The following is a 23,645-nucleotide window of genomic DNA, read 5'->3' on the forward strand; positions in this document are numbered from 1 at the left end:
ACATCAGATCTACTTTTTGTCGGTTTTGGCTAAGTCAGGTTCAGCCTTTTCTGCTATTACCTTGTCTTCAGGTTTTTTCTTGTCGTCTGTTTTTGCTTTATCATCGGACTTAGATTTTTTAGCAGCTTTGTCTTTACCTTTATTTTTTCCGTCGTCTTTAGCGTCTTTTTCTTCGTCCTCTTCAGACGCGCCATAATAATAGCCATATCCCTGATCTTCCGAGCTACTGGTTACTTTATTAATGACAAAACCAACGGCCATTTCCGCAGGTAATAAATCAACCGCTTTTTTGACATCCGCCAGTTTAGACTTGTGCTCTTCAACTACAACCACACCTTGGCCACATTGCTCTGCCATAATGGCGGTTTCGTTCACACCTAACAAAGGTGGTGCGTCAAATACAACAATACGGTCTGGATAACGTGTGGCAAATTCCTCGATTAACTTCATCATTTTGTCGCTCGACAAAAGCTCGTTTGACAAATGATGCGGTAAACCAGCCGGAATAACTCTTAAACCGTCAATATTGGTGTGATACATAATCGACGCAACGTCTTTTTCTTCACCCAATAGGTACTCAATTAAACCAACATTTTTACCTATGTTTAATTCGCGAGATACACTCGGTTTTAACACGTCTGAGTCAACTAACAACACGGTTTTATCTTGTTCTAAAGCAATGCTTAATGCCAAATTAAGTGACGTAAATGTCTTACCTTCATTTGGTTTTGAACTACTGACCAAAATAAGATTACTGTGTTTGATGGTTTTTGAAATTGGACCAAACGCATTACTAAGTAACTTACGTTTTATACTTCGGTACTCTTCATTAATAAGTGAACGCTTATTTCGCAGCGTAACAAAACCACGTTTTTCTAACGCTTCTAAGTCAATGACCAAAGGTGGTCTAGACGATTTAGACTTTTTATCAGCAGAAATATGCGTATTGTCACTGGCGCGGTGTGCATTTGTCGGCTTAATAACTGGCTGCGACGCACTGACTTTTTCACCTTCAACAATGCCAGCCGCGACTAATTCAGCTTCAGATATACCCGCGCCTAGTTGCTTATTAACCTTTTGCGTTACAGGTTGAGACGGTTTGGCACTCGCTGCTGGAGTCTGTATAGCGTCGGCTGTTTGCTCAGTCGGTGCAGAGACTTTCTTATTATCCACTGCGGCTTCTATTGAAGTTTGATCCTTATCTATTTTGGCGGCACTTTTTTGGCGTTGCATCGCCTTTTCTATACTACTCATAGAAATCTCTCCAATAGCTTCAACGGGGTTGTCTCCATTACAATTTCCGTTGCCATAAATAGTAAATACATTCCAAACACAACAACACTTGAGGCAATAAATACGTACAAACGTTTTTTATCTCGTTTCTTAACATCTTCTAGATGAATATCAGTCACCATACCAAATACAGGTCGGTTTGTGAGTTCAGTTAAGGCGTTTGCACTGACCACGACCGGGTTCAATTGGCTAACTAAAAACGCAACTGCAATACCTGCTACAAAGCCCAAAATGGTGACCACAGTATAAAGTATTAAACGTTTTGGCCCAGTAGGTTGCAGAGGCACCATAGGTGGCTCAATTATTCTAAATTTAACTTCTTCTGCAGACATATCAGCTTTACGCGACAAGTCTGCCGATTCTTTACGGCTCAATAGCTCTTCGTATTTGCCTTTTGTAATACCGTAGTCACGGTTTAATGCCGACTGCTTAGCTTCGATGTCTGGAATAAGATCGAGTTTTTGGTCTAGCTCATCCAACTTCTCTTTAAAGCTTTGACGACGAACGGTTAACGATGCAATGTTACTGTCGAGATTATTCATCGCGATTGATAAATCCTGCACAATCGCATTTTCACTCAACGTGCCCGACGCAACTTGCCCATCTGCAACACTGGTCATTAACTCTTCGATTTCTGTTTTTCTTAAGTTAACTAAATGATCAAGCTTTTCACGAGTTTGCACAACATCTGGGTGTTTATCCGTAAAACGAATTTGCAGGTCATCTAAGTTCGCTTGCAGTTGTTTAATACGAGCATCGTATTGAGTGGCAATGTTTGAATGTTCTGACTTGTTGTCAATATTTGTGCTGCTAGAAAATTTGTCTTTCAAGCTTTGCAGTTGTGTTGATTTTTCAGAAATTTCTAAATCAATTGCCTCTATACGGCTTTTTAGATTTGACACTTCTTGATAGTAGCCACTACCACTGCCCGCCATCATATCGCCATATTGCTTTTTAAACGTTGCTAGTCGTTGCTCTGCAGCGGAAAGACGTTGCGAATATTCTTCAAGTTGTTCATCTAAAAATTTAGACGCGGTGTCCGAGTCTTGACGATTTTGCCCTAGCGAACTTTCAACAAACTTATCCAGCGTGGCTGATACCACACGTTTCGCCAATTGAGGATCTTGCCCAGTATAAGAAATGGTATAAATATTTTCTCTACCGCCAGAATTAAAATTAATGTCTTCACGCAGTTTTTCAACAATCTCGTTGAACTCTTGAGGTGAACTCGCCTTAATATCCATGTCGGTATTACGGGCGATTTCTTCCAAATTAGGACGGCTTAAAAGTGTTTTAGCGATGAGTTGAATTTCAGTACTGGCATCGGTCTGAATTGCCAAGCCACGTAATAAGGGGCGCAACATTGAACGCGTGTCAGCAAAGACTTTTGCTTTCGATTCGTAAACGTCCGGCATTTGCGCAACTAAAAAAAGGCCGAGTGGAACGATTAACCATGAAGACATGATTATAAAGCGCTTCTTTATCCAAATCCCTTTGATGTAATCGAGCACCATTTGTATGGTGGCTTGAAGATCTTGCATTTATTTATCCTTTTAAACCCTAATATTCGTCGGCCAAAACGCTACTAAAAATTATTTAGAACCAATCTTCTGGAACAATAATAATATCACCCGGCAAGATGTCGACGTTGGCGCTTATATCGCCTTCTTTAATTAAATCATTTAATGAAACTTGATATTCTTTTTGCAGTCCATTTTCAACCCTGATTAACACAGCACTATTACCGTCTGCGTATTCAGTTAAACCGCCAACCTGAATCATTAAATCTAACAACGTCATATTTTGTCGATAATTTACCGCCTGTGGATTAGCAGCTTCACCGATGACTCGAACCTGTTCGCTAAAAGGACCAATAAATGTGCCCACACTAACCGTTACGATAGGTGACTTAATATATTGACCTAAAACGGTTTCAATTTGTCTTGCTAGCTGCGTTGCTGTTTTGCCACTAACCGGAATGTCTTCGACTAACGACGTCGTTATCTTTCCGTCTGGACGAACAACAAACGAACCCGACACCTCTGGGTTACGCCAAACAAATATATTTACTGAGTCCCCAGGGCCAATAAGGTACTGATATTGTTCTACACTTTTAATAGCAGACGGGGTAATTGTTGCAGGGGGTAAATTTGATTTAGACGCACATCCCGCAATAAGGACTATCAACGAAGCCAATAATAACAATTTCACAGCAGTTCCACTCTATTTAATAAAGGTCATTAATGAATTGTAATCAAACTAAAGCAAATGTGAACTGTTATATTTCGATATCAAGTACATAAATTAATCCATTGATGTAAAAATACTACAAAATTGACGTAGCTTTCAAAAATCAATTTGATTATCATGTGTGCAATAATAACTATAAACTCCAACAAAATTAGGATTCGTTTTGAAAAAGGTATTCCACCAAAAAACGATAAATCACAGAAGTAATACCTTAATGGTATTGGACGTATTAATGGCGACAATGTTAGGTATGGTCGCATTTTTTGTTGTATCTAAAAACAGTCTAACCATGCCTGTTTACGATCACGCATGGTGGCTAATGCCCTTATCCACCGCGCTTTTGCTGAACATTACCAATTTGTCCGTAGGTCTATACGACGTAAAATTACGCGACAGTAATATCGGACTTTATCGCCGCTGTTTAGTCAGTGGTGCCATGACTTTCTGTATATTCGAAATTTTAGTGTTTAATGCATTCCAAAAACTCGAAATTGCCCCTATTGCATTTGCTTTATTCTTATTAGCAACCGTCAGCGTTATCTTCATCAGTCGATTTATGGCCAATACATTCGAAATGTTTGGTATCACGAAAAAACGTGTCATTGTCATCGGCAGTGGTGAACGCGCTTCAATTATCGAGAAAAGAATGCGCCGAGAGGCCGACAGACGCGGCTTTAAGCTAGTTGGCTTTATCAAACTCAATACCGACAAAGAAGATCAATTAAGAAATGAAAACATTTTGGAAATTGGTTCTTTGGACAACCTTCAAGCTTATGTCGCTGAAAATCGTATCGATGAAATTGTTATCGCACCTGACGAACGCCGTGGTTCATTACCATTAGAATCGTTATTCGACTGTAAAATGACAGGGGTTGTCGTCAAAGACATCTTAGATTTTATTGAAGAAGAAACAGGCCAAGTTGCGGTTAATCTCATTTACCCTTCGTGGGTTATCTACTCAAACGGTTTCCAGTCACGCCATTATATTCGTGTCGCATTGGACTATACGTTAAATGTGGTTTTGGCGGTTCTTGTGTTCTTGTTTACTTGGCCAATTATCCTCGTTACTTCGTTACTCATTTATATCGAAGATGGGCATAAAAAGGGCGGCACAATATTTTATAAACAAACGCGCGTTGGAATGGACGGCAACTTGTTTGAGATCATCAAGTTTAGAAGCATGCGCCAAGATGCGGAAAAAGATGGAGCTCAATGGGCCACTAAGTCAGACAATCGTGTGACTAAAATTGGCGCTGCGCTTAGAAAATATCGAATTGATGAGTTACCACAGCTATTTAACGTCTTTAAAGGCGAAATGGACTTTGTGGGGCCACGCCCTGAACGTCCTGAATTTGTTAAAGAACTTATCAAAGAAATCCCGTATTACAATCACCGCCATAATGTAAAACCAGGGTTAACTGGCTGGGCGCAATTAAACTACCCATACGGTTCAAGTGTTAATGATTCACTAGAAAAATTAAAGTTTGACTTGTACTACATTAAGCGCAGAAGTATTTTATTAGACCTGTTAATACTGGTCAGAACTATTGAAATCATCTTGTTTGGTAAAGGACGTTAATGACAATCAACGTCAACACAAAACATGCAATGACAGTGGACGTGGAAGATTACTTCCACGTTTCTGCTTTTGAGAAGCAAATTTCACCAAGTGATTGGTCAAGTTGCAAACCGACTGTCGACTACAATACTCGACGTCTGCTCGATTTATTTGCAAAAAAAGACACTAAAGCGACGTTTTTTATCTTAGGTTGGGTTGCGGAAGCATTTCCAGAGTTGATAAAAGAAATCCATGCTCAGGGTCATGAAATTGCGAGTCACGGCACAAATCATCGCCGTGCTACAACAATGACTCGCCCAGAGCTTAAAGACGACATTAGTCAAAGCTTAGACAGACTTGAATCATTAACTGGTGAAAAAGTTATAGGCTATCGCGCCCCGAGTTTTTCTATTGGTAAAGACAACCAATGGGCGTTTGAGCTGTTGGTTGAACTTGGATTCAAGTACAGTTCCAGTACTTACCCGATAGAACATGACTTATACGGCACACCAGATTGGCCACGATTTGCCCACATTCGCCCAGAAGGGATTTTAGAGATCCCTATCCCAACACTTCGTAATAATGATAAAAACCAAGGAATTGGCGGCGGCGGCTTTTTTAGACTTTACCCTTATTGGTTATCTAAAAGACGAATAGAACGATTTTTAAAAGAAGAAAACGCACCCTACAGTTTTTATTTCCATCCGTGGGAAATAGATCCTGATCAACCTCGCGTTAAAGGTGCACCATTGCTTTCAAAATTCAGACATTACGTTAATTTGTCTCGAATGGAGAATAAACTAATCCATTTACTCGACGATTATGAATGGTCGTCAATGAAGTCGGTGTACAGTGAGTTTCTATGACAACAATGAACAGGACGTTTGCCAGTAAATTTATCAAACAAGGAGTTGTTTTTGAACTGATCCTCCTAACGATTATGATCGTAGTCGCGTATGCCAATACATCGTTTGCGATATACGAATTGTGGACAACGTCAGAAACCTATAGTCATGGGATTTTAATCATCCCGATGTCAATCTACCTCATTTGGCAACGCTGTAAATATTTGCAACTGCCCGCCACCAAGCCCAATCTCATTGGCCTAGTAGCTATTCTCTTTTTTGGCTTTATGTGGCTTTGCGGTAATCTCGTAAAAATCAATTTAATCAGTCACGTCTCTATTGTTGCTCTGGTTCCTAGCTATGTCTTATTCCGTTTTGGGTTTACAATATTAAACCAATTTAAAGGGCCATTACTGTTCCTCTTTTTTGCTGTCCCCTTTGGTGACTTTCTGATACCTCATTTGCAGCAAATAACCGCTGTCATTTCAGTCTGGTTGGTTAATCTCATTGGTATCCCTGTATACAATGACGGCCTATATATCTCTATTCCTAACGCTAACTTTTTAGTGGCAGAGGCCTGTAGTGGTATACGGTTTTTAATTTCGTCATTTACGTTAGGTATCTTTTTTGCGTTGTTAGCAATTACTGACGTCAAAAAACGATGGTTCTTTATCCTACTTAGCTTTATCTTCCCAATTTTAGCAAATGGGATGCGGGTCTTTATCATCGTTGTTATCGGCTATTATGTAAGCGTGGAAGCCGCAACTGGGTTTGACCATTTAGTGTATGGATGGATATTCTTCAGTTTTGTTTTACTGTCACTTTTTTATATCGGCTCTAGGCTTCAAGACAAAAGCTCTGAACAACCAAGTGAGAAAGAAGACGCGTTAAATTATGTGCCGCCAACCCCTCTGCTCGCAACAGCAATTGCATTAAGCCTACTTGTATTTCCAGTTATGCTTCACGTAATTGAACCAGACCAGCAAGAAAGCGTTACCGTTAATAACAAAACGGACTCACAACAACTCGATATTGCCAAAGTACAAAAGTCGATCCCATGGGCACCTGTATTTGACAGCCCCGACCTCTATGACTACAAACCAGTACAAGTTGGTGTAAATCCGGCGCATTATTTTGTCATTTCGTATTTTGACGAACTCGGTGAAAAAGAACTAATTACCTTTAATAATCGTATATTTAGTGATGAAATATTTAGCCAGAAGTATGTTAAAACGGCTGAAATCGAAGTGAATAACAGCACCTTACAGGTGAAGCACATCCACATTGTCAGTCTCTCTGGCTTAAAAATTAATATTTTAGTGACTTACCAAGTTGGTGAAAACTTCGAAACCAATGTGGGCAAAGTGAAATTGTTGCAACTTATCGCCAAAATTAAAAACATTGACCATGGTGGCACGGCGCACATCATCTCAGCAGAAGAGTCGATAGTTTCAGTCGAACAATTAAAAACACTATTTTCAGTCCAGTTAAATCAACTTAATAGGTCTTAACATGTATATATCAGTGGTTATTTTGTCGTTCAATTCAGCAAAAACACTTCCAAAATGTTTAGATAGCTTGATTGAAACACTTAATGCAAAAAATGAGTTGGCTGAAATTTTCGTCGTAGAGAACGGTTCAAAAGACAATAGTCCGGCAATAATCGACGATTATAAAGCGCAATATCCCGACTTAATTAAGCCAATCATTTTTAAGGAAAATACCGGTACTACATTTTCCCGCAATTCAGCTATCAAACAGGCAACAGGTAAATACATTCTCGTTTTAGACTCCGACGCATATATTAATATCAATGTGTTAGAAGAACTAATCACAAACTTACAAGACAACCCACAGACCGGCATGGCAGTACCTAAGCTGACCTACGCCAGTGGTAACTTTCAATTGTCTTGTGACCAATTCCCAACGCTGTTGCAAAAAGCCAAACGCTTTTTGTTCTTAAAAACCATTGAAAAAAAGAACGAAGAACTTAGTCAATTAACCCACCCTATTGCCGTCGACTACGCAATTTCAGCCTGTTGGTTATTAACTAAAGAATGTACAGACGCAACGGGCCTTTTGGATGAAAACATATTCTATTCTCCAGAAGACGTAGATTACTGCGTCAGAGTATGGAAAGCGGGTTTTCAAATTACCTACGTGCCGATGCAAGAAATGGTGCACGACGCTCAAGAATTGTCCCGTGGCTTTAAACTGACCAAATTCCACTTTTCACATTTAAAAGGCTTGTTCTACCTTTTTAACAAACATAAATATTTCTGGAGTTTGCGTTCTTTATATAAAACAATGCCGAGGCATAAGTAGATATGTGCGGACTTGTTGCAGGGTTTGTAAATAGTAAAACAAACCTATATCCACAATCTCAGTTTATTGAGATGACCGAAACGTTGCATCATCGTGGCCCGGATGAAACTGGCTACTATTTTAACAATGATAATACGGTTGCACTCGGGCATAAGCGCCTATCTATAATTGATTTAGCAAATGGTCAACAACCCGCAGCATCCGACTGCGGCAATGTACAAATTGTCTTTAACGGCGAAATTTACAACTACAAAGAATTAAAACAAACCTTAGTCAAATTGGGTCACACCTTTCATTCTGACAGCGATACCGAAGTACTCCTACATTGCTGGCTACAGTGGCAACATGATTGTTTAAAACACCTCAATGGCATGTTCTCGTTTGTCGTTTGGGACCAAGCCGCCAATTTGTTTTTTGCTGCACGGGACCGACTCGGTATTAAACCTTTGTTCTGGACTAAAACAGATGACAATTCCATTTATTTCGCCTCAGAATTAAAATCGTTAATCCTCAACGACAACAACAAAACACTCAATACTTCCGCTATTCATGATTATTTTTCATTGGGGTATGTTCCAGAACCTAAATGCATCTACGACAATTACAACAAGCTTGAAGCTGGGCATTATATTTCAGCCCATCTCGATGACATAACAAATGCCGAACCCGTGCAATATTGGGACTGTTTAGATTCTATCAACAAGCATCTGTCAGAAACTCCAGATTCAGATATCGACAACGGACTCAAAACCCTAACCGACAGCATCAACATGCGTACAGTTGCCGATGTGCCAGTAGGCGCGTTTTTATCCGGCGGATTGGACTCTTCAGTGATTGTTTCAACTATGTCTAAAACGTCTAAAGTCTGTACTTACTCTATGGGGTTTGACACAAAAGAATATGACGAGTCGGCCGATGCACAAACCACTGCAAACCTTTTTAATACCGACCACACTGACATCATTGTCTCTGCGAACGCCTTCGAATATTTAGATGACATTATTGATATGTTTGACGAACCTTTTGCAGATAACTCGACCATCCCAACCTATTTGATCTCCAAGCAGGCGGCAAAACGAGTAAAAGTTGTATTGTCAGGGGATGGTGCCGACGAGCTATTTTTAGGTTACCGAAACTATCGAATGTTAAAATTGGAAACCCAATTAAGACGCATTTTCCCAAAACCAATTCACAATGTTATTTTTGGATCACTCGCAAAGTTTTATCCAACGCTGGCATGGGCGCCACAATTTTTACGAGCGCAATCTACATTTAAAAGTTTAACCGGCGACATCATAGATAATTTCCATGAAGCAATGAGCCTCAACTCAGATTGCCAAACCCAACTCATCTTTAATAGTGAGTTTAATACCAAAAACAATGGTTACTCTAGCAAGCAGATTTTTCAAAACCTTGCGGCAAAAGTCAAAATAAACGACCCAATAAAAAAAGCCCAGTACATCGATTTTAAAACGTATTTACCTTCCAACATCCTCACTAAGGTAGATAGAACCAGCATGGCAAACTCAATAGAAGTACGAGTTCCGTTTTTAGATCACCGACTCGTCCAAAACTGGATTGGCCACGCAAGTAACGAAAATATTAAAGGCAGCAAATCTAAACTATTGCTCCGTAAAATAGCCAAAAACTTGTTACCCCACAAAATTTTGCATAAGAGTAAAAAGAGTTTTACTTCCCCAATGGACGAGTGGTTTAGAATGATGCCACCGGAAAAAGTTAGGGACATTGTAGACATTGACACATTGAGTAAAGCTGGCATGTTTAACACTGACCATATTGAAAACTTAATAACACTGCACCTGAAAGGGAAAAACAACCTTGGCATGTCGTTATGGTCTATTGCAGTCTTTGCGCGATTTTTAAAAAAGGCTAACGCGAAAAACTAATATGAAAATTTTATATCATCATAGAATCGCTTCAAAAGATGGACAATATGTTCACGTTGAAGAACTGACAAATGCCTTTTTAGATCAAGGCCACGAATTAAAGTTTGTCGCACCTCAAGTTAACGAGCAATCAGACTTTGGTCACGACGGCGGCTTTGTCAGCAAACTAAAAAACGCATTGCCAGCGTTTATTTACGAATTATTAGAACTCACCTACAGCCTTTGGATTTTTATCAAGTTGGTAAAAGCCATTAAAGAGTTTAAACCCGAATTTATCTATGAGCGTTACAACCTATATCAGCCAGCGGGCATCTTAGCCGCTAAGTTATTTAACGTTCCCTTAATCCTAGAAGTAAACGCGCCGCTTGTGGAAGAACGCAGTCGTTATAGCGGCTTATCGTTAAAACGTTTCGCCAAATGGATTGAAAATTATACCTGGAAAGGTGCGGACCATTGCCTTCCTGTCACAGACGTACTTGCTGATCATTTACGTGATGCAGGGGTAAATGAAGACAAGATAACCGTTATCCATAATGGGGTTCGCCAACCGTTTATTGACGAAATGTTGGCAACACCGATTGATTTAGACAAGCAACAAATCATTATTGGTTTTACCGGCTTTATTCACCCGTGGCACGGCATGGACAAAGCCATTGAGGCCATCGCAGAACATAAAGATTTGCCATTAAAGCTAGTATGCATAGGTGACGGCACAATCCTGCCTGAACTTAAGCAACAAGCTGCAGACCTTGGCATTGCCGACAAAGTTGAGTTTAAAGGCCTTATCACACGCGACAAGGTTTTAGACTTCGTAAAACAGTTCGACATATCGCTGCAGCCAGACGTAACCGCCTATGCCTCGCCTTTAAAAATGTTTGAGTACATGGCTGTAGGTAGCTTAATAATCGCCCCTAAAACACCAAACATCGAAGAAATACTAAGTGACGATACCGCCGTGTTTTTTGAAAAAGGCAATCAAGCCTCATTCAAATCTAGCTTAAATGACGCCATTGTTAATTACCAAAACTACATTGAAAAACGCGAAGCCGTCAAAAACAGCGTTATTGAAAAACGCTTTGTCTGGCACGAAAATTCAAAACGTGTGATTGAAATAGCAAATAGGATCAAACGATGAAAATTATTCTATCAATAGTCTTTCTGACAGTTATAGCAAGTGGGTATTTTTGGTATTCTGCAATGCCTACAGCCGTATGTAAATCAAGTGAGACAAGCACGCCTTATTGCAAATACATTGGCAAAATAAATAAAATATACCTCAACCGTGACGGTCTTGCCCTTGTCTTTATCGACGCGCCATTCGGGATAAAACAAGCTAAGGAATATGGTTACGACATAAAATCAGGCAACATTGTTGCTCTGAACATTAACGATAGTCTTGCAGATAAATATTTGTACGACATGCTTAATAGCGCCTTTACTAACCAAAACCGTATAGAAATGCATGCACGAAATACGTTAAACGGTTACTTAAAGTTAGATCGGATTTGGATCAATAAATAGGTAAACGCTCACGTGTCATTAACCGCTATTGTATATCTGTTAGTTTATTTTGGATGCTTATTAAAAGCATTTACAACTAAACCTATCTGGGGTTTATATGCCTACTTAATTGCTTTTTACGCACACCCAATTGCTAGGTGGTGGGGGTATAGCTTGCCAGAACTACGATGGTCTTTTATGGCCGCATTAATCACATTAATCGCTTTGTTTTTAAATAAAAGTAAAAATGAAAAAGGTTCCGGCTGGTTTGAATTTAAAGAAACCAAGTTGTTTGTAATATTTTTCATATTTTTGTTAATGCAATATGGCTGGGCACTTAATAGTTCACTTCATACTGTCTACGTTTTGTTAGCTTTTAAATACTTAATTTTAATTGCATTAATACAAGGCTGCATAAAAACCAAAAGCGATGTTATCGGGTTTATCGCAGCGAATGTTTGCGGTGCTCTCTACTTTGCTTATTTAGGTGCCTCCTATCAAAATGGTAGACTAGAGGGTATTGGTGGTCCGGGTATTGAATCTTCAAATGGCCTAGGTCAACACCTTTCAATTCTACTAATATTTTCATCTTATTTATTGTTTGTTAAATTGGGTAAGGCAAAGTATTTACTTGTCATTGCTATTATTTTCATTCTAAATACAATTATGCTCACGGGAAGCAGAGGGGCCATTTTAGCTATTCTTTTAACCGGGGTATTGTCGCTATTTTTTATCCCCAAAGGATACAAAAAACATTTCATTGGTTTAGCCACTTTAGGTGCAATCGCTTTTTCCTTATTAATCGGTCCACAAATATTGGAACGCTTTCAGGGGATGAAATCTGATACAGAAGGTCAAATTAAAGATAAAAGTGCCGCTTCGCGACTTGTTATTATCGAATCGCAACTGCAGATGTTCTTGGAGCGACCGATAATCGGCCAAGGCCACCGTACTACGCTTCTTTTGAGCCCCATTTACATCCCTCAAGAATACATGGCTACTGTTCGGACAGCTGGTACAAAAATACAAAGAAGAGCATCCCACAATTTTATTATGGGGATGCTAACGGATCATGGGGTAATCGGCCTGGGATTATTTTCGTTGATAGCTCTGTCAATCAGTAAACACTTATTTAGAGTAAGAAAACTAGACCCACTGGAAGTCGATAACGAATTATTAATTATTCAAACAGGCTTGTGTTTAGGCTTTTTTTGCTATCTAGTCGCAGGACTGTTTTCTAATAACAAAATTTTTGAAATTTCGATTTGGTTAATAGCCATTATTCCTGTTGTAAATAAAATGTTAGTTAATTCTAAAGCGGAATCAAGTCATGTTAATTAATGCAAGAACCCTAACTTCTCCAACTAAGATAGACGCTGACATTTGTATTTTAGGTGCAGGAGCGGCTGGAATAACATTAGCAAATGAGCTAAATCAGCATTTTGATAAGATCGTACTACTTGAAGCTGGCGGTGAAAATTATGAAGAGAGTATTCAGGAATTATACGATGCTCATACCGTTAGTAAATACTATCCAGATCCAAAAGAATCTAGATTAAGATACCTCGGTGGCGCGACAAATCACTGGGCAAATAATACGTCTCCATTTTCACCAATAGACTTTGAAAAACGAAGTTGGGTAAGTAATAGCGGGTGGCCATTTGGCTACGACGCAATACAGCCATTTTATTTGAAGGCTGCAAAATATTGTCAAACAGGTGAAGACGGTTACGAGGCCAACCATTGGTTATCGAAATTAAAGAAAGACAACTTATTAAATAGCGCAACTAATTGTGAACTCGCAATAGCAAAAGCTTCTGTGCCCCCGACACGCTTCTATCAAACTCATGGACAGGCGCTGGTTGATAGTAAAAATGTCATTGTTTATAAATATGCAAATGTTAGTGACATGAACTTTGAAACGGAAAGTAAAGATGTAAAATCAATTACATTCTCAGCATACAATGGAATTGACCATACAGTTCATGCTACAAAATTCATCATGTGTTTTGGAGGATTAGAAAATGCAAGAATGCTTCTGCATTTCAATTCAAAATACAAAAACAAACTCGGTAACAGTAAAGATAATGTTGGCCGTTACTTTATGGATCACCCAACGCTAAATGCTGCACAAATATTTAGTGATAGAGACGAACTCAATAGTATGAGCGCGATGGATAGGCAACGTTATATTGTTTCCTTTTTTCAGCTAAAAGAATCTACATTAATTGAAAATGAAACAATCAACTTAAGAATGCCGGTTGTCGCAGCTAACGAATATCAAATGTCTGACGGAATATCATCGTTCCATATCTTGAAACAAGCATTTAAGAACTTTGCCCTACCTGATGATTTTGGTACACATGTAGGGAATTTTATAACAGACGTAGATATGGTTATTGAAGCGGTTGCAAGAAAGCAATTTGATTCTAGTGTATTTGATGGTGCTAATGAAAATGTTGGTTTCCAAATCCCGATGATGGTTGAACAAACACCTCATCGAAATAACCGAATTACACTTGCTAAGCGAAAAGATAGAATGGGTATTCCTAAGCTAAATGTGCACTGGGAATTACAACAAAATGATATCGATAGCATGTGGAAATCTCTGGCGTTATTCGGACAGGACCTTGGTGCAACATCACTTGGCCGAATAAAGTTGCTTAAAGAGCGTTCAACACGTTTGTTTGGTGATCAATTAGGATTTGGTCATCACCATATGGGAACCACTCGGATGTCAGATTCAGAAGAGACTGGCGTGGTAGATCCAAATCAACTAGTTTTTGGTACAAATAATTTTTATATTGCCGGCTGCAGTGTGTTCCCTACTGGTAGCCATGTACCGCCTACATTAACAATAGTTGCGACAACAATTCGCTTGGCTGAGTATCTAAAAAGGCAAACGTCATGAAAAGTATAACTCGTAGAGAATTCATAAAGTCTGCAGTAATCGGCAGCGCATTATTTGCAACTGCAAACGATGAATATTCTCAAGCTTTAAATATTTCTGACAATCATGGGAAAATGGAAGAGTTTGTTGAAATCCATAAAAAATGGATAAGCACTTTTGGTATTTCAGCGTCAGATTACATAAGCAGTATTCCAACCCAAACCTTTACCGATAAAGCAGAGTATAAGAAGCTAATTTCTGCCGAATTCAGCAGCGGAAAAATATTAGAAATTAGGGGGTTACTGTTAAGCTTCACTGAAGTAGCAGCCATTTCAACGCTCGTTGAACATTTAGATTATTCAGAAAATGTCTGAGACTTCTTCTAAATTAGCTTCAGGAGCAATTTTAATGCTCCTCACTAGGTTAATTGTTAATCTGTTAGGAATTATTAGCTCTTTAATTTTAGTTCGTATACTTTCACCAGAAGACTTTGGTGTTGCCGCAATCGCAATGTCTATTTACGCCTTTATTAGTCTATTTGGCGAATTTGGATTTAATACGGCACTAATCCAAAAAAACACGCCCGTTAAGTCTGATTATGATGCGGCGTTTACAGTAAACTTTATATTTGGAATTCTCGCTAGTTTGGCGATGTTATTGGCATCAGAGAGTCTATCTTCATTTTTTAATGAACCTAGACTCGAACCTGTATTTTACGTCCTCGCCAGTTTATTTTTCATCAATGGCTGTAAAAATATCAAAATAGTTGATTTCCAAATCAATATGGATTTTGCAAAAGAACTTAAACTACAAGTTTTGCCAAAGTTCCTCAGTTTTTTTCTTACGTTATTCTTGGCGTACCAGTTACAAAGCTACTGGGCTTTGGTATACGGCTCTATTTTTTTATCGCTAATAAATATTGTCTTCAGTTATATTATGATCGCTTATAAGCCAACATTTACCCTAAAAGGGAGTAAAGCATTATTCAATTATTCAAAATGGTTAATGTTAAATAACTTCTTTTATTACATAAATAATAAGAGTATTGATTTACTCGTTGGAAAATTAATTTCGACCTCTGCTGCCGGTATTTATAATATAAGTAAAGAGATGGCGACTCTTCCGTCGACTGAAATTGCAGCGCCAATTAACAAAGCTTCATTTCCAGCTTATTCAAAAGAGAAAAATAACCCAGAACAATTGCGTGAACTGTTTTATAAAACAACCTCGATGATCACTATAATAGCGCTACCTGCATCAATGGGCTTATTTATGACTGCGGATTATTTTGTGCCAGTTGTATTAGGTGAAAAATGGCTGGACGCTATTCCTGTTGTTCAACTTTTAAGTTTGTTTGCCTTTTTCAGCTCAATTTCCTCAAACAATGGTTATGTTTTTCTTGCAATAGGAAAGCCTAAAATCACCACTTTTATTTCTGGCATTAGAATATTGTCATTTTTTATTTTTCTATATATTTTTGATTTGACCAACTCAGTAGAAGACCCAGCCGAAGCTTTGGTTTATACCGCCATTGCCAATATGATAGTTGCCTATGTTTGGTTAAAATACGAAATAAACATATCTCTTTTAAAAGTGATTTATGTTAATTTTAGGTCAACTTTATCAACACTGATTATGTGCCTGGTACTATTTGTTATAAAGCAAAATTATGAAATTGACGTTAGCTTGGTTAACTTTTTAAGTTTGGTAATTGGTGGTGTATTTACCTACAGCGCAAGCCTAATACTTATTTGGATAATTAGTGGAAAACCTAATTCCATAGAAAAACATGTTTTGTTAGCTATCACTAAACTAATTGGGAAGATTCGTGGAAAAGTTTAATTTTGTGGTTTTGGCCCCAAATCGCTGGGATGATGTTTGGATGAATCGCCAGCATATATTTTCCATTATTGGCAAAGACCATAATGTTATATATTCAAATGCACCACCATTTTATTGGGACTTAAAACTACCAAGAGTTAAAAAATCTCCATTGTTAGGTAGGGCCACCGAGCGCGATAATGTATTTAATTTAGAATGCGCCAAAATCATTCCCCGCGTCCCTAAGTTAAAGCTCTACGACAAACTAGTAAAAAATAACTTTTGTAGACAAATAGAAAGGCATTTAGATCCTGATCTAAAAACTGTGCTCTATATTTTTAATCCTCTGTATAGCGAATATCAAGATGACATTAATGCAGACTTTATCGTATTCCACCCTTACGATGATTTTACAAAGCTATATTCAGACGACATAGCAATTGCTGGCAACAAACGCCTTGCAGAAACTGCAAACCTAGTCATTACAACCTCCGCATTGCTCGAAAAAAATTATAAAGAAATGACCAAAAATGTTTATTTTGTGCCAAATGGGGTTGATTATAATTTATTCTCAAAAAACTACAAAAAAGCTAAAGGGGTTAGCCATTCTCAAGGTTTTAAAGTTGGATACACAGGCTCTATAAACTCTAAAATTGATATAAAATTACTAGCTGAAATTTTTAGCCAACTTCCTGAAATAGAATTTTATGTGGTTGGAGCTGAAGGCCGAATAGATCCATTTCAAAAACCTCATATGGAACAACTAAAAAGTTTACCTAATATTACATTTCTCGGGAACAAAGACCTTAGTGACGTCCCTACATACATGAATGCTATGGATATCAATATTATTCCATATCGAACAGATCCAGAGTCATTTGCTAATGCCGGCTATCCTCTCAAGTTACATGAGTACCTTGCTGTAGGAAAACCTATAATATGCTCACCTATCGATAGCGCATTTGAGTTTGAACACGTATTGCAAATAAGGGCTGATGCGGCAGGTTGGATTACAGCGATCAAGAGTATTCAGCATAATAAACAAGAATATAGCAATACTGCGGTTGAAAAGCGTCGCTCGGTTGCCGAGCAAAACACCTGGAATTCTAGAGCAGAAAAAGTTTTAGAACTTATTTCGGATATGGTATCACATACCGTTAAAAGATAATTGCCATATGCGAATCCAAGCAATTGATTCACTAAGAGGTATAGCTGCTTTAGCAGTGTTATTTCACCATTATGTTTTTTTATATAGTGTCAAATTTGAATTAGATACAAACTTTTTTAAAACTGAAGATATTAATTTAAGCTTGGGTCGGTACGGTGTAGAGCTATTTTTTATTATCAGCGGATTTGTAATTTCCATCTCTATTGAAAGAAGCAAAGATATACCTAGCTTTTTAATTTCTCGATTTTCGAGACTCTATCCTACGTTTATATTTTGTCTTCTACTAACCAGTATTAGCTTGATTTTACTATCCTCTACTAATGACATATCAATACAACAGTTCATTGGTAATGCGACGATGATACCTTTATTTTTTTGGATAAAGCCAATAGATGGATCATATTGGACGCTTATGTATGAACTATTTTTCTATTTATGGATTGCTATCTTCTTTAGTTGGAGTAAAGAAATTAAAATTCGACCATTAGTAGTAATTTATAGTTGCTATGTTATTTTAACTTTGATGCAACTTTTCATTGAGTTACCTCAGAAATTGCAATACCTATTGTTGTACCCACATTTGCAACAATTTTTATCTGGTATAATTTTGTACAAAATTTGGTCGCTAAATAATTCACGTGCAACAAGGCCGTTATACATATTATTATTTTTATTTTATGCATCACATTTGATTATGTCATTATCGAATTCTGGTAGGCTAAATTTAATATCAGCCTTAATGATAGGCTTTTATTTGGCTATATTTATTCTTTTATTGCAGAATCGTTTAAAAATATTGGAGAATAAGTACCTAATTAAATTGGGAGTTTTGTCCTATTCTTTATATTTAATTCATCAACAAATTGGCTATTTAACAATCTCTTTTTTGAGAGAACATTATTTTCCTACGTCAATAGCTATTTTAATAACATCTTTATTTGTTATTGCATTAGCGTTCATAATTAATAAATATATTGAAGTACCATCAAACAGATTTGTAAAAAACCACCTCAATTCACTAAGAAAAATAAGTAAATAACATGTGCGGAATACTCGGAACACTGAATTACCAAAATGCAGCGGATGCCCACAAACTTTCCGCAATGCGCGATACTATGCCTTATCGTGGACCAGACGATAACGGCGTTTGGCTATCTGACGACAAATACTGCGGCCTAGCCCATTTACGACTGAGTATTTTAGACCCCTCACCTGCGGGCCATCAACCAAGAGTTGAACAAAGTGGGCGGTATGTCATTTCCTACAATGGAGAAGTCTACAATTACATCGAAATTCGTGCGGAGCTTGAAACCAAAGGTTACACCTTTGAAACTGGCACCGATACTGAGGTAATCCTTCAAGCCTATATTGAATATGGCACTGAGTGTTTGTCTTTGTTTAATGGCATGTTTGCCATTGCAATTTGGGATAATGAAACCCGTGAGCTGTTTTTGGCCCGCGACCGTTTAGGCATCAAACCTGTCTATTATTACCAAAATGCCAATGAATTTATCTTCGCATCAGAAACCAAAGCCATTTTAAAAGGTTTATCAGAGCTACCAGCGCTGAACATCGAACTTATAGACGACTACATGAGCTTTGGGTATATCCCAGGGGAAAAAACCTTACATCAAGGCATAAACCGTTTAATGCCCGGTCATTTTGCCATTGTTAAAGACCAAGTCATGACCACGACTCAGTGGTGGGATCTAAAATTCGACAATCAAACCGATAAGGGTTTTGACTACTATTTAAATCAAAGTAAAACCTTGCTTGAAAGTGCCATCGACCTGCGACTTCGAAGTGACGTGCCACTCGGTATATTTTTAAGCGGAGGCATTGATTCAAGTGCCGTTGTCGGCCTATTGGCCGATAAAGTTAAAGAACCATTAAAAACGTTTTCCATCGCCTACGACTTTGGTAAGAACTTTGACGAAACGCAATACGCACGAATGATTGCAGAAAAGTTTGGTACCGACCATCACGAATTAAAGATAACTCCGCAACAATTTAAAGACTTCATTCCACAATACATTGAGTTAATGGATGAGCCTGTGACTGAAGCGGCAGCCATTTCACTGTTTTTTGTGTCCAAACTCGCTAAAGAAAAAGTCACTGTCGCCCTATCTGGTGAAGGTTCAGATGAGATATTTGCTGGCTACGACCTATACCAATATATGAACGTCCTAGAAAAATATCGTGGCGTTGTTGGTCAATCTGGAAGTGAGTTTTTTGCCGGGATTTCCAATAAAATACTAGGCGAAAGCCACAAAGTATCTAAATACCTAAATATGGCAACACAGCCAATTGAGCAACGATACAAAGGTATGTCGACCTACCCAGATGCGTCAAAAGAAGCGTTATACAAGCCTGACTTTAAGGCAAAACTAGACGCAGAAAAGCAAAAGACTAATCATGGTGCTTTCTCAAAACAATTATTTGAGAACATGAAAGGTCAAGACCAGCTTAATAAAATGCTCTATTTTGATACAAAAACATGGCTCGTTGATGACTTGCTTATCAAAGCAGACCGAATGAGTATGGCAACGTCAATAGAACTCAGAGTCCCGTTTTTGGATTACCGTCTAGTTGAGTTTGCTGCGACGATTCCATCGCATCACAAAATCAAAAAAGGTGAAGGTAAGTACCCACTTAAAAAAATGATGGAGGGGATATTACCTAATGACATCATTTATCGTAAAAAGATGGGCTTCCCTACACCGCTCAAACTAATGTTCCAAAACGAAATGCGCGAATATGCGCAGGACCTTTTGTTATCTGACGATTCAAAGCTGCATTCTTATTTTAAGAAAGACCGAATTGAGCAGCTTATAACAGAGCACAATGCCAATAAATACGACCACCATAAAACGCTTTGGCAACTAGTGGTATTAGAAGAATGGTTAAGAAGAAATACAGACTAACATGACGAAACCTAAAGGTAATTACTACCAACATATCGATGCTTTGAGAGCAATTGCTGTATTGGTAGTAATTATCTTTCATATAGACCACGACTACCTACCGGGTGGATTTGTGGGTGTTGATATTTTTTTTGTAATCTCTGGGTATTTAATATCAAAACAGCTATTTGAATCTATAGAACGACAAACGTTTTCCTTGAGAGAGTTTTACGTTCGTAGAATTAAACGAATTTTGCCGGCAGCCTTTTCCGTAATATTGATAACAATCTTGCTAGCACAAATATTATTTTTGCCAGAGGATGCAGTTAAAACCGCGCAATCCGGTGTTTGGTCGGCATTTTCAATGTCCAATTTCTACTTTTGGAAATTTCTAGATACTGGTTATTTTGCTTCAGCTAGCTATACAACACCTTTGTTACACTACTGGAGTTTAAGTGTTGAGGAACAGTTTTACCTTTTTTTCCCCCTTGCCTGCCTGCTTTTACTGCCTAAGTTAAATAGATACTCCATTGTTTTAATACTTGTATTGCTCATATTAGGATCTGCAACCGCTTCGCAACTGCTGCTTCTAGAGCATCATTCATTTATCTATTATATGCTACCGAGTCGCGCTGGAGAGCTGCTAGTGGGGGTACTACTAGCGGCATTATTACATTTTGAGTTTATTCAAAAACCTAAAAACAGCTATTTCGTATTTGTACTATCGATTGTTGTCATTCTTGGTTCTTGCATATTCATTAAACCTAGCGATATATTCCCAGGCTGGCTTTATTTGGTCCCAACTATTGGCGCAGCATTGTTCATTTGGTCTGGCTTTGATAATTCTTTGTTCAACCGTTCTCTATTAAATTCAAAAGTCGTTTTGTGGTTAGGAAAAATCTCTTATTCAGCCTACCTTGTTCATTGGCCAATTTTAGCATTTCTTCGGTACGGCTATGGCGACTTTAATGAGTTAGAAAACATAGTTATCTTACTGGTTATTTTACTGACAGCTTATTTAAACTGGAGGTTTGTAGAAGAAAAGTTCCGACATCAAAAACTAAATTTAGGACAATTATTATTCAAGTACTTAGCAGTTCCTTTTGCCGTAATTGGAGTAATTTCCTATTTCATTTTTAGCACCAATGGGTATGGGGTTAGAATCAATAATGATTCTTATTTAACCCACCTTAAAAATTCGCAAAATAAAGCCGTTACAACTAATAAGTATGAGTATATTTGCCAATTTTGGCTCGTTGAAGAAAAACATTTAGCCAAACCTGAATGCGTGGTTGGTAGCTCAAAGGAAACAAGTACACTTCTTTGGGGAGATTCCAATGCGGCTCACTTTGTCGGTATTCTGGGTTCATTAGCAAAAAAACAACATTGGTCATTTAGGAACATTTCCCATGCCAGTTGCCCTCCCGTATTTTTTAATCTCAGGCGTTATATTGGACAAAATGGATATCAAAACTGTTATAACTCAATACAAACAGTTAAAAGTTCATTAGGTCATTACTCCACGATCATTGTTTCCGCTGCGTTTAATACTTACACAGCACGAGATAATAGTTTTTTGTCATCCTTTAAAACGACAATTAGCGAATTGGATAGTGAAGGAAAAAAAGTGATCATTATCGGTAAAGCCCCGGTTTTTGGAAGCTTTGACCGACATTGTCAAGCCAAATCTTACTACTTCCCTTTTCGTAACTGTAAATCTGTCTCGGAACATGATAAAAATTTAATAGCGAATATTAATAAAGAGTTATCGAAGTTCGCAGATACATTGAAGAGAGTACATTATATAGAATTTACTCAGCTAATTTGTGAAAATGGGTGTTCCCCTTACAAAGATAACCAGCCAATTTACTATGACCAAAGTCATATTGAAATCATGTCATCTTGGGCACTTGGAACAACCTATTTAAAATCTTATCCTGCGCAAGCAGTAATATTAGAAGAACTAATAAATGACCAAAAATAAGCGCATTCTTGCAATAAGCTATCTATTTCCAAATAGTGAACAGCCTAATCATGGCATTTTTGTATTAAATAGATTAACAGCCATGAGCAAGTATGCGGATGTAACTATAATCAACCCTATCCCTGATTCTCCTTTTCATGGTTTTATCGGGAAATTCAAGTCACTAAAAAACATTCCTGAGACGGAAACGATGAACGGTTTAACCGTATACCATCCTCGTTTTTTATCTATACCGGGTTATTTAAAATCCATTGAGATAAATAGTTACAAACGGGCGGTTCAAAAAGTTATTGATACGATAGGTTTTGATTTTGACGTAGTTGATTTGCACTGGACGTTCCCAGATTTACCCACAGGGCATTATTTGAGTAATCGTTATGATGTACCTTTTAATGTCACGTTAAGAGGAATGGAAGCCTTCCACTTCCAAGACAACGATGTACGACAACAAGTTGTTAAGAAATATTTAAAAAATGTCACTAAAGTGATTTCATTAAGTGAAGAGATGGCAACAACCGCTAATGAATTGGCGCAAACGGGCAGCCGCACAACGGTAATTAGAAACGGTGTGGATACCGATAAATTTTACTATTTAGACAAAACTGAATGTCGAACGACATTGGGATTACCCCAGGATAAACAGATTATTCTGGGCGTCGGCGCTCTTATTCATCGTAAAGGATTTGATTTAGTTATTAAAGCCCTGTCTACCTTGACTCAGCAACCAAAGTTTCACAATCTAGTATTCTATATTTTGGGTTCAGAAGGGGCCGAAGGGGATTACCGTACCGAACTAAAACACTATGTAACGGAACATAACCTGCAAGACCATGTGGTATTTCAAGGCGCCGTAGCAAACCAGCAACTTATAACCTGGTATAACGCCGTAGACGTCTTTTGTTTGTCTAGTCGTGGCGAAGGCAGTCCTAATGTTTTAACCGAAGCGCTCGCCTGTGGTACTCCCGCAGTGGCGACAAAGGTGGGTAGTGTACCAGAGATAATGGCCAGTGAACCTGACTTAGGAGACGTTGTTGAAAATGACGACCTAGCCGGTTTAACTAAGGCTTTGGATGTCGTGTTGTCCAATACCTATGACCGAGAAGAAGCGGCTAAACGCTTCAATAAATACACTTGGGATTGGTGTGCCAAAGAAGTTGCAAAGACTCTAGCATTGTAAGTGCCTCTAGCTTTAGAATGACTG

Annotated in this window: 19 protein-coding genes; 16 read left to right on the forward strand and 3 right to left on the reverse strand. The window is 38.2% G+C overall.

Translation table 11 applies throughout. From position 1 onward, the window contains the following. Window positions 1–9: 9 nt before the first annotated feature. From Q4575_RS13170 to Q4575_RS13180, 3 genes are read right to left on the reverse strand one after another with little or no spacing between them, the layout of a single operon-like run. Window positions 10–1,254, reverse strand: coding sequence for an XrtA-associated tyrosine autokinase (locus Q4575_RS13170; RefSeq protein WP_303523168.1), 1,245 nt, complete (start codon window positions 1,252–1,254; stop codon window positions 10–12). Continuing rightward, complete coding sequence (locus Q4575_RS13175; protein WP_215961955.1) at window positions 1,251–2,834, reverse strand: XrtA system polysaccharide chain length determinant; 1,584 nt, start codon at window positions 2,832–2,834, stop codon at window positions 1,251–1,253. Before Q4575_RS13175 ends, Q4575_RS13170 begins: the two co-directional genes overlap by 4 nt. A 55-nt stretch (window positions 2,835–2,889) precedes the next feature. Continuing rightward, window positions 2,890–3,504 carry an XrtA/PEP-CTERM system exopolysaccharide export protein gene (locus Q4575_RS13180; protein ID WP_215961954.1) on the reverse strand — a complete coding sequence of 205 codons (615 nt, stop codon included), beginning with the start codon at window positions 3,502–3,504 and terminating at the stop codon, window positions 2,890–2,892. A 202-nt stretch (window positions 3,505–3,706) separates the two neighbouring features. Here Q4575_RS13180 and Q4575_RS13185 point away from each other — a divergent pair, with 202 nt between their 5' ends. The 16 genes from Q4575_RS13185 to Q4575_RS13255 are packed head-to-tail and all read left to right on the forward strand — an operon-like array spanning window position 3,707 to window position 23,621. Continuing rightward, window positions 3,707–5,122: a TIGR03013 family XrtA/PEP-CTERM system glycosyltransferase gene (locus tag Q4575_RS13185; protein ID WP_252736856.1), complete on the forward strand. Its 1,416-nt coding sequence runs from the start codon at window positions 3,707–3,709 to the stop codon at window positions 5,120–5,122. Next, on the forward strand, window positions 5,122–5,967 hold the full coding sequence (locus Q4575_RS13190) for an XrtA system polysaccharide deacetylase (protein WP_215961953.1): 846 nt from the start codon (window positions 5,122–5,124) through the stop codon (window positions 5,965–5,967). The genes Q4575_RS13185 and Q4575_RS13190 overlap by 1 nt, the downstream gene beginning before the upstream one ends. Continuing rightward, complete coding sequence (gene xrtA, locus Q4575_RS13195; protein ID WP_303523170.1) at window positions 5,964–7,457, forward strand: exosortase A; 1,494 nt, start codon at window positions 5,964–5,966, stop codon at window positions 7,455–7,457. Before Q4575_RS13190 ends, xrtA begins: the two co-directional genes overlap by 4 nt. Before the next feature lies 1 nt (window position 7,458). Continuing rightward, entirely contained in the window at window positions 7,459–8,271 is an 813-nt protein-coding gene (locus Q4575_RS13200) for a glycosyltransferase family 2 protein (protein ID WP_303523171.1), read from the forward strand. A gap of 2 nt (window positions 8,272–8,273) precedes the next feature. Continuing rightward, window positions 8,274–10,178 (forward strand): asparagine synthase (glutamine-hydrolyzing), encoded by a 1,905-nt coding sequence (gene asnB, locus Q4575_RS13205; RefSeq protein ID WP_303523172.1) that lies wholly within the window; start codon window positions 8,274–8,276, stop codon window positions 10,176–10,178. Between the two features lies 1 nt (window position 10,179). Beyond that, window positions 10,180–11,313 (forward strand): glycosyltransferase family 4 protein, encoded by a 1,134-nt coding sequence (locus tag Q4575_RS13210; protein ID WP_303523173.1) that lies wholly within the window; start codon window positions 10,180–10,182, stop codon window positions 11,311–11,313. Further along, entirely contained in the window at window positions 11,310–11,699 is a 390-nt protein-coding gene (locus Q4575_RS13215) for a hypothetical protein (protein WP_303523174.1), read from the forward strand. Before Q4575_RS13210 ends, Q4575_RS13215 begins: the two co-directional genes overlap by 4 nt. A 12-nt stretch (window positions 11,700–11,711) precedes the next feature. Beyond that, entirely contained in the window at window positions 11,712–13,019 is a 1,308-nt protein-coding gene (locus Q4575_RS13220) for an O-antigen ligase (RefSeq protein WP_303523175.1), read from the forward strand. Continuing rightward, on the forward strand, window positions 13,009–14,589 hold the full coding sequence (locus tag Q4575_RS13225; RefSeq protein ID WP_303523177.1) for a GMC oxidoreductase: 1,581 nt from the start codon (window positions 13,009–13,011) through the stop codon (window positions 14,587–14,589). The genes Q4575_RS13220 and Q4575_RS13225 overlap by 11 nt, the downstream gene beginning before the upstream one ends. After that, the gene (locus Q4575_RS13230) at window positions 14,586–14,942 is read left to right on the forward strand and encodes a hypothetical protein (RefSeq protein ID WP_303523178.1); all 357 of its coding nucleotides are present in this window, start codon (window positions 14,586–14,588) and stop codon (window positions 14,940–14,942) included. The genes Q4575_RS13225 and Q4575_RS13230 overlap by 4 nt, the downstream gene beginning before the upstream one ends. Beyond that, window positions 14,935–16,410 (forward strand): lipopolysaccharide biosynthesis protein, encoded by a 1,476-nt coding sequence (locus tag Q4575_RS13235; protein ID WP_303523179.1) that lies wholly within the window; start codon window positions 14,935–14,937, stop codon window positions 16,408–16,410. Before Q4575_RS13230 ends, Q4575_RS13235 begins: the two co-directional genes overlap by 8 nt. Then, window positions 16,397–17,557 carry a glycosyltransferase gene (locus Q4575_RS13240; protein ID WP_303523180.1) on the forward strand — a complete coding sequence of 387 codons (1,161 nt, stop codon included), beginning with the start codon at window positions 16,397–16,399 and terminating at the stop codon, window positions 17,555–17,557. The genes Q4575_RS13235 and Q4575_RS13240 overlap by 14 nt, the downstream gene beginning before the upstream one ends. A gap of 7 nt (window positions 17,558–17,564) precedes the next feature. Further along, a complete protein-coding gene (locus Q4575_RS19825; RefSeq protein WP_368393254.1) occupies window positions 17,565–18,596 on the forward strand; it encodes an acyltransferase family protein in 1,032 nt (343 codons plus the stop codon). A 1-nt stretch (window position 18,597) separates the two neighbouring features. Further along, on the forward strand, window positions 18,598–20,481 hold the full coding sequence (gene asnB, locus Q4575_RS13245) for an asparagine synthase (glutamine-hydrolyzing) (protein WP_215961944.1): 1,884 nt from the start codon (window positions 18,598–18,600) through the stop codon (window positions 20,479–20,481). 1 nt (window position 20,482) lies between these two features. Continuing rightward, window positions 20,483–22,444 (forward strand): acyltransferase family protein, encoded by a 1,962-nt coding sequence (locus Q4575_RS13250; protein WP_303523181.1) that lies wholly within the window; start codon window positions 20,483–20,485, stop codon window positions 22,442–22,444. Next, window positions 22,431–23,621, forward strand: a complete 1,191-nt coding sequence (locus tag Q4575_RS13255) for a glycosyltransferase (protein WP_303523182.1) — start codon at window positions 22,431–22,433, stop codon at window positions 23,619–23,621. The genes Q4575_RS13250 and Q4575_RS13255 overlap by 14 nt, the downstream gene beginning before the upstream one ends. Window positions 23,622–23,645: the final 24 nt, after the last annotated feature.

The sequence above is a fragment of the Psychrosphaera sp. 1_MG-2023 genome (genome assembly GCF_030548245.1).
Classification (GTDB): domain Bacteria; phylum Pseudomonadota; class Gammaproteobacteria; order Enterobacterales; family Alteromonadaceae; genus Psychrosphaera; species Psychrosphaera algicola.

What these genes read in the sequence shown, in the direction of transcription:
- Q4575_RS13170 (WP_303523168.1), bottom strand. Translation starts at nt 1,254, where the DNA reads ATGAGTAGTATAGAAAAGGCGATGCAACGCCAAAAAAGTGCCGCCAAA.
- asnB (WP_215961944.1), top strand. Translation starts at nt 18,598, where the DNA reads ATGTGCGGAATACTCGGAACACTGAATTACCAAAATGCAGCGGATGCC.
- Q4575_RS13210 (WP_303523173.1), top strand. Translation starts at nt 10,180, where the DNA reads ATGAAAATTTTATATCATCATAGAATCGCTTCAAAAGATGGACAATAT.
- Q4575_RS13200 (WP_303523171.1), top strand. Translation starts at nt 7,459, where the DNA reads ATGTATATATCAGTGGTTATTTTGTCGTTCAATTCAGCAAAAACACTT.
- Q4575_RS13225 (WP_303523177.1), top strand. Translation starts at nt 13,009, where the DNA reads ATGTTAATTAATGCAAGAACCCTAACTTCTCCAACTAAGATAGACGCT.
- asnB (WP_303523172.1), top strand. Translation starts at nt 8,274, where the DNA reads ATGTGCGGACTTGTTGCAGGGTTTGTAAATAGTAAAACAAACCTATAT.
- Q4575_RS13250 (WP_303523181.1), top strand. Translation starts at nt 20,483, where the DNA reads ATGACGAAACCTAAAGGTAATTACTACCAACATATCGATGCTTTGAGA.
- Q4575_RS13175 (WP_215961955.1), bottom strand. Translation starts at nt 2,834, where the DNA reads ATGCAAGATCTTCAAGCCACCATACAAATGGTGCTCGATTACATCAAA.
- Q4575_RS13230 (WP_303523178.1), top strand. Translation starts at nt 14,586, where the DNA reads ATGAAAAGTATAACTCGTAGAGAATTCATAAAGTCTGCAGTAATCGGC.
- Q4575_RS19825 (WP_368393254.1), top strand. Translation starts at nt 17,565, where the DNA reads ATGCGAATCCAAGCAATTGATTCACTAAGAGGTATAGCTGCTTTAGCA.
- Q4575_RS13190 (WP_215961953.1), top strand. Translation starts at nt 5,122, where the DNA reads ATGACAATCAACGTCAACACAAAACATGCAATGACAGTGGACGTGGAA.
- Q4575_RS13235 (WP_303523179.1), top strand. Translation starts at nt 14,935, where the DNA reads ATGTCTGAGACTTCTTCTAAATTAGCTTCAGGAGCAATTTTAATGCTC.
- xrtA (WP_303523170.1), top strand. Translation starts at nt 5,964, where the DNA reads ATGACAACAATGAACAGGACGTTTGCCAGTAAATTTATCAAACAAGGA.
- Q4575_RS13255 (WP_303523182.1), top strand. Translation starts at nt 22,431, where the DNA reads ATGACCAAAAATAAGCGCATTCTTGCAATAAGCTATCTATTTCCAAAT.
- Q4575_RS13215 (WP_303523174.1), top strand. Translation starts at nt 11,310, where the DNA reads ATGAAAATTATTCTATCAATAGTCTTTCTGACAGTTATAGCAAGTGGG.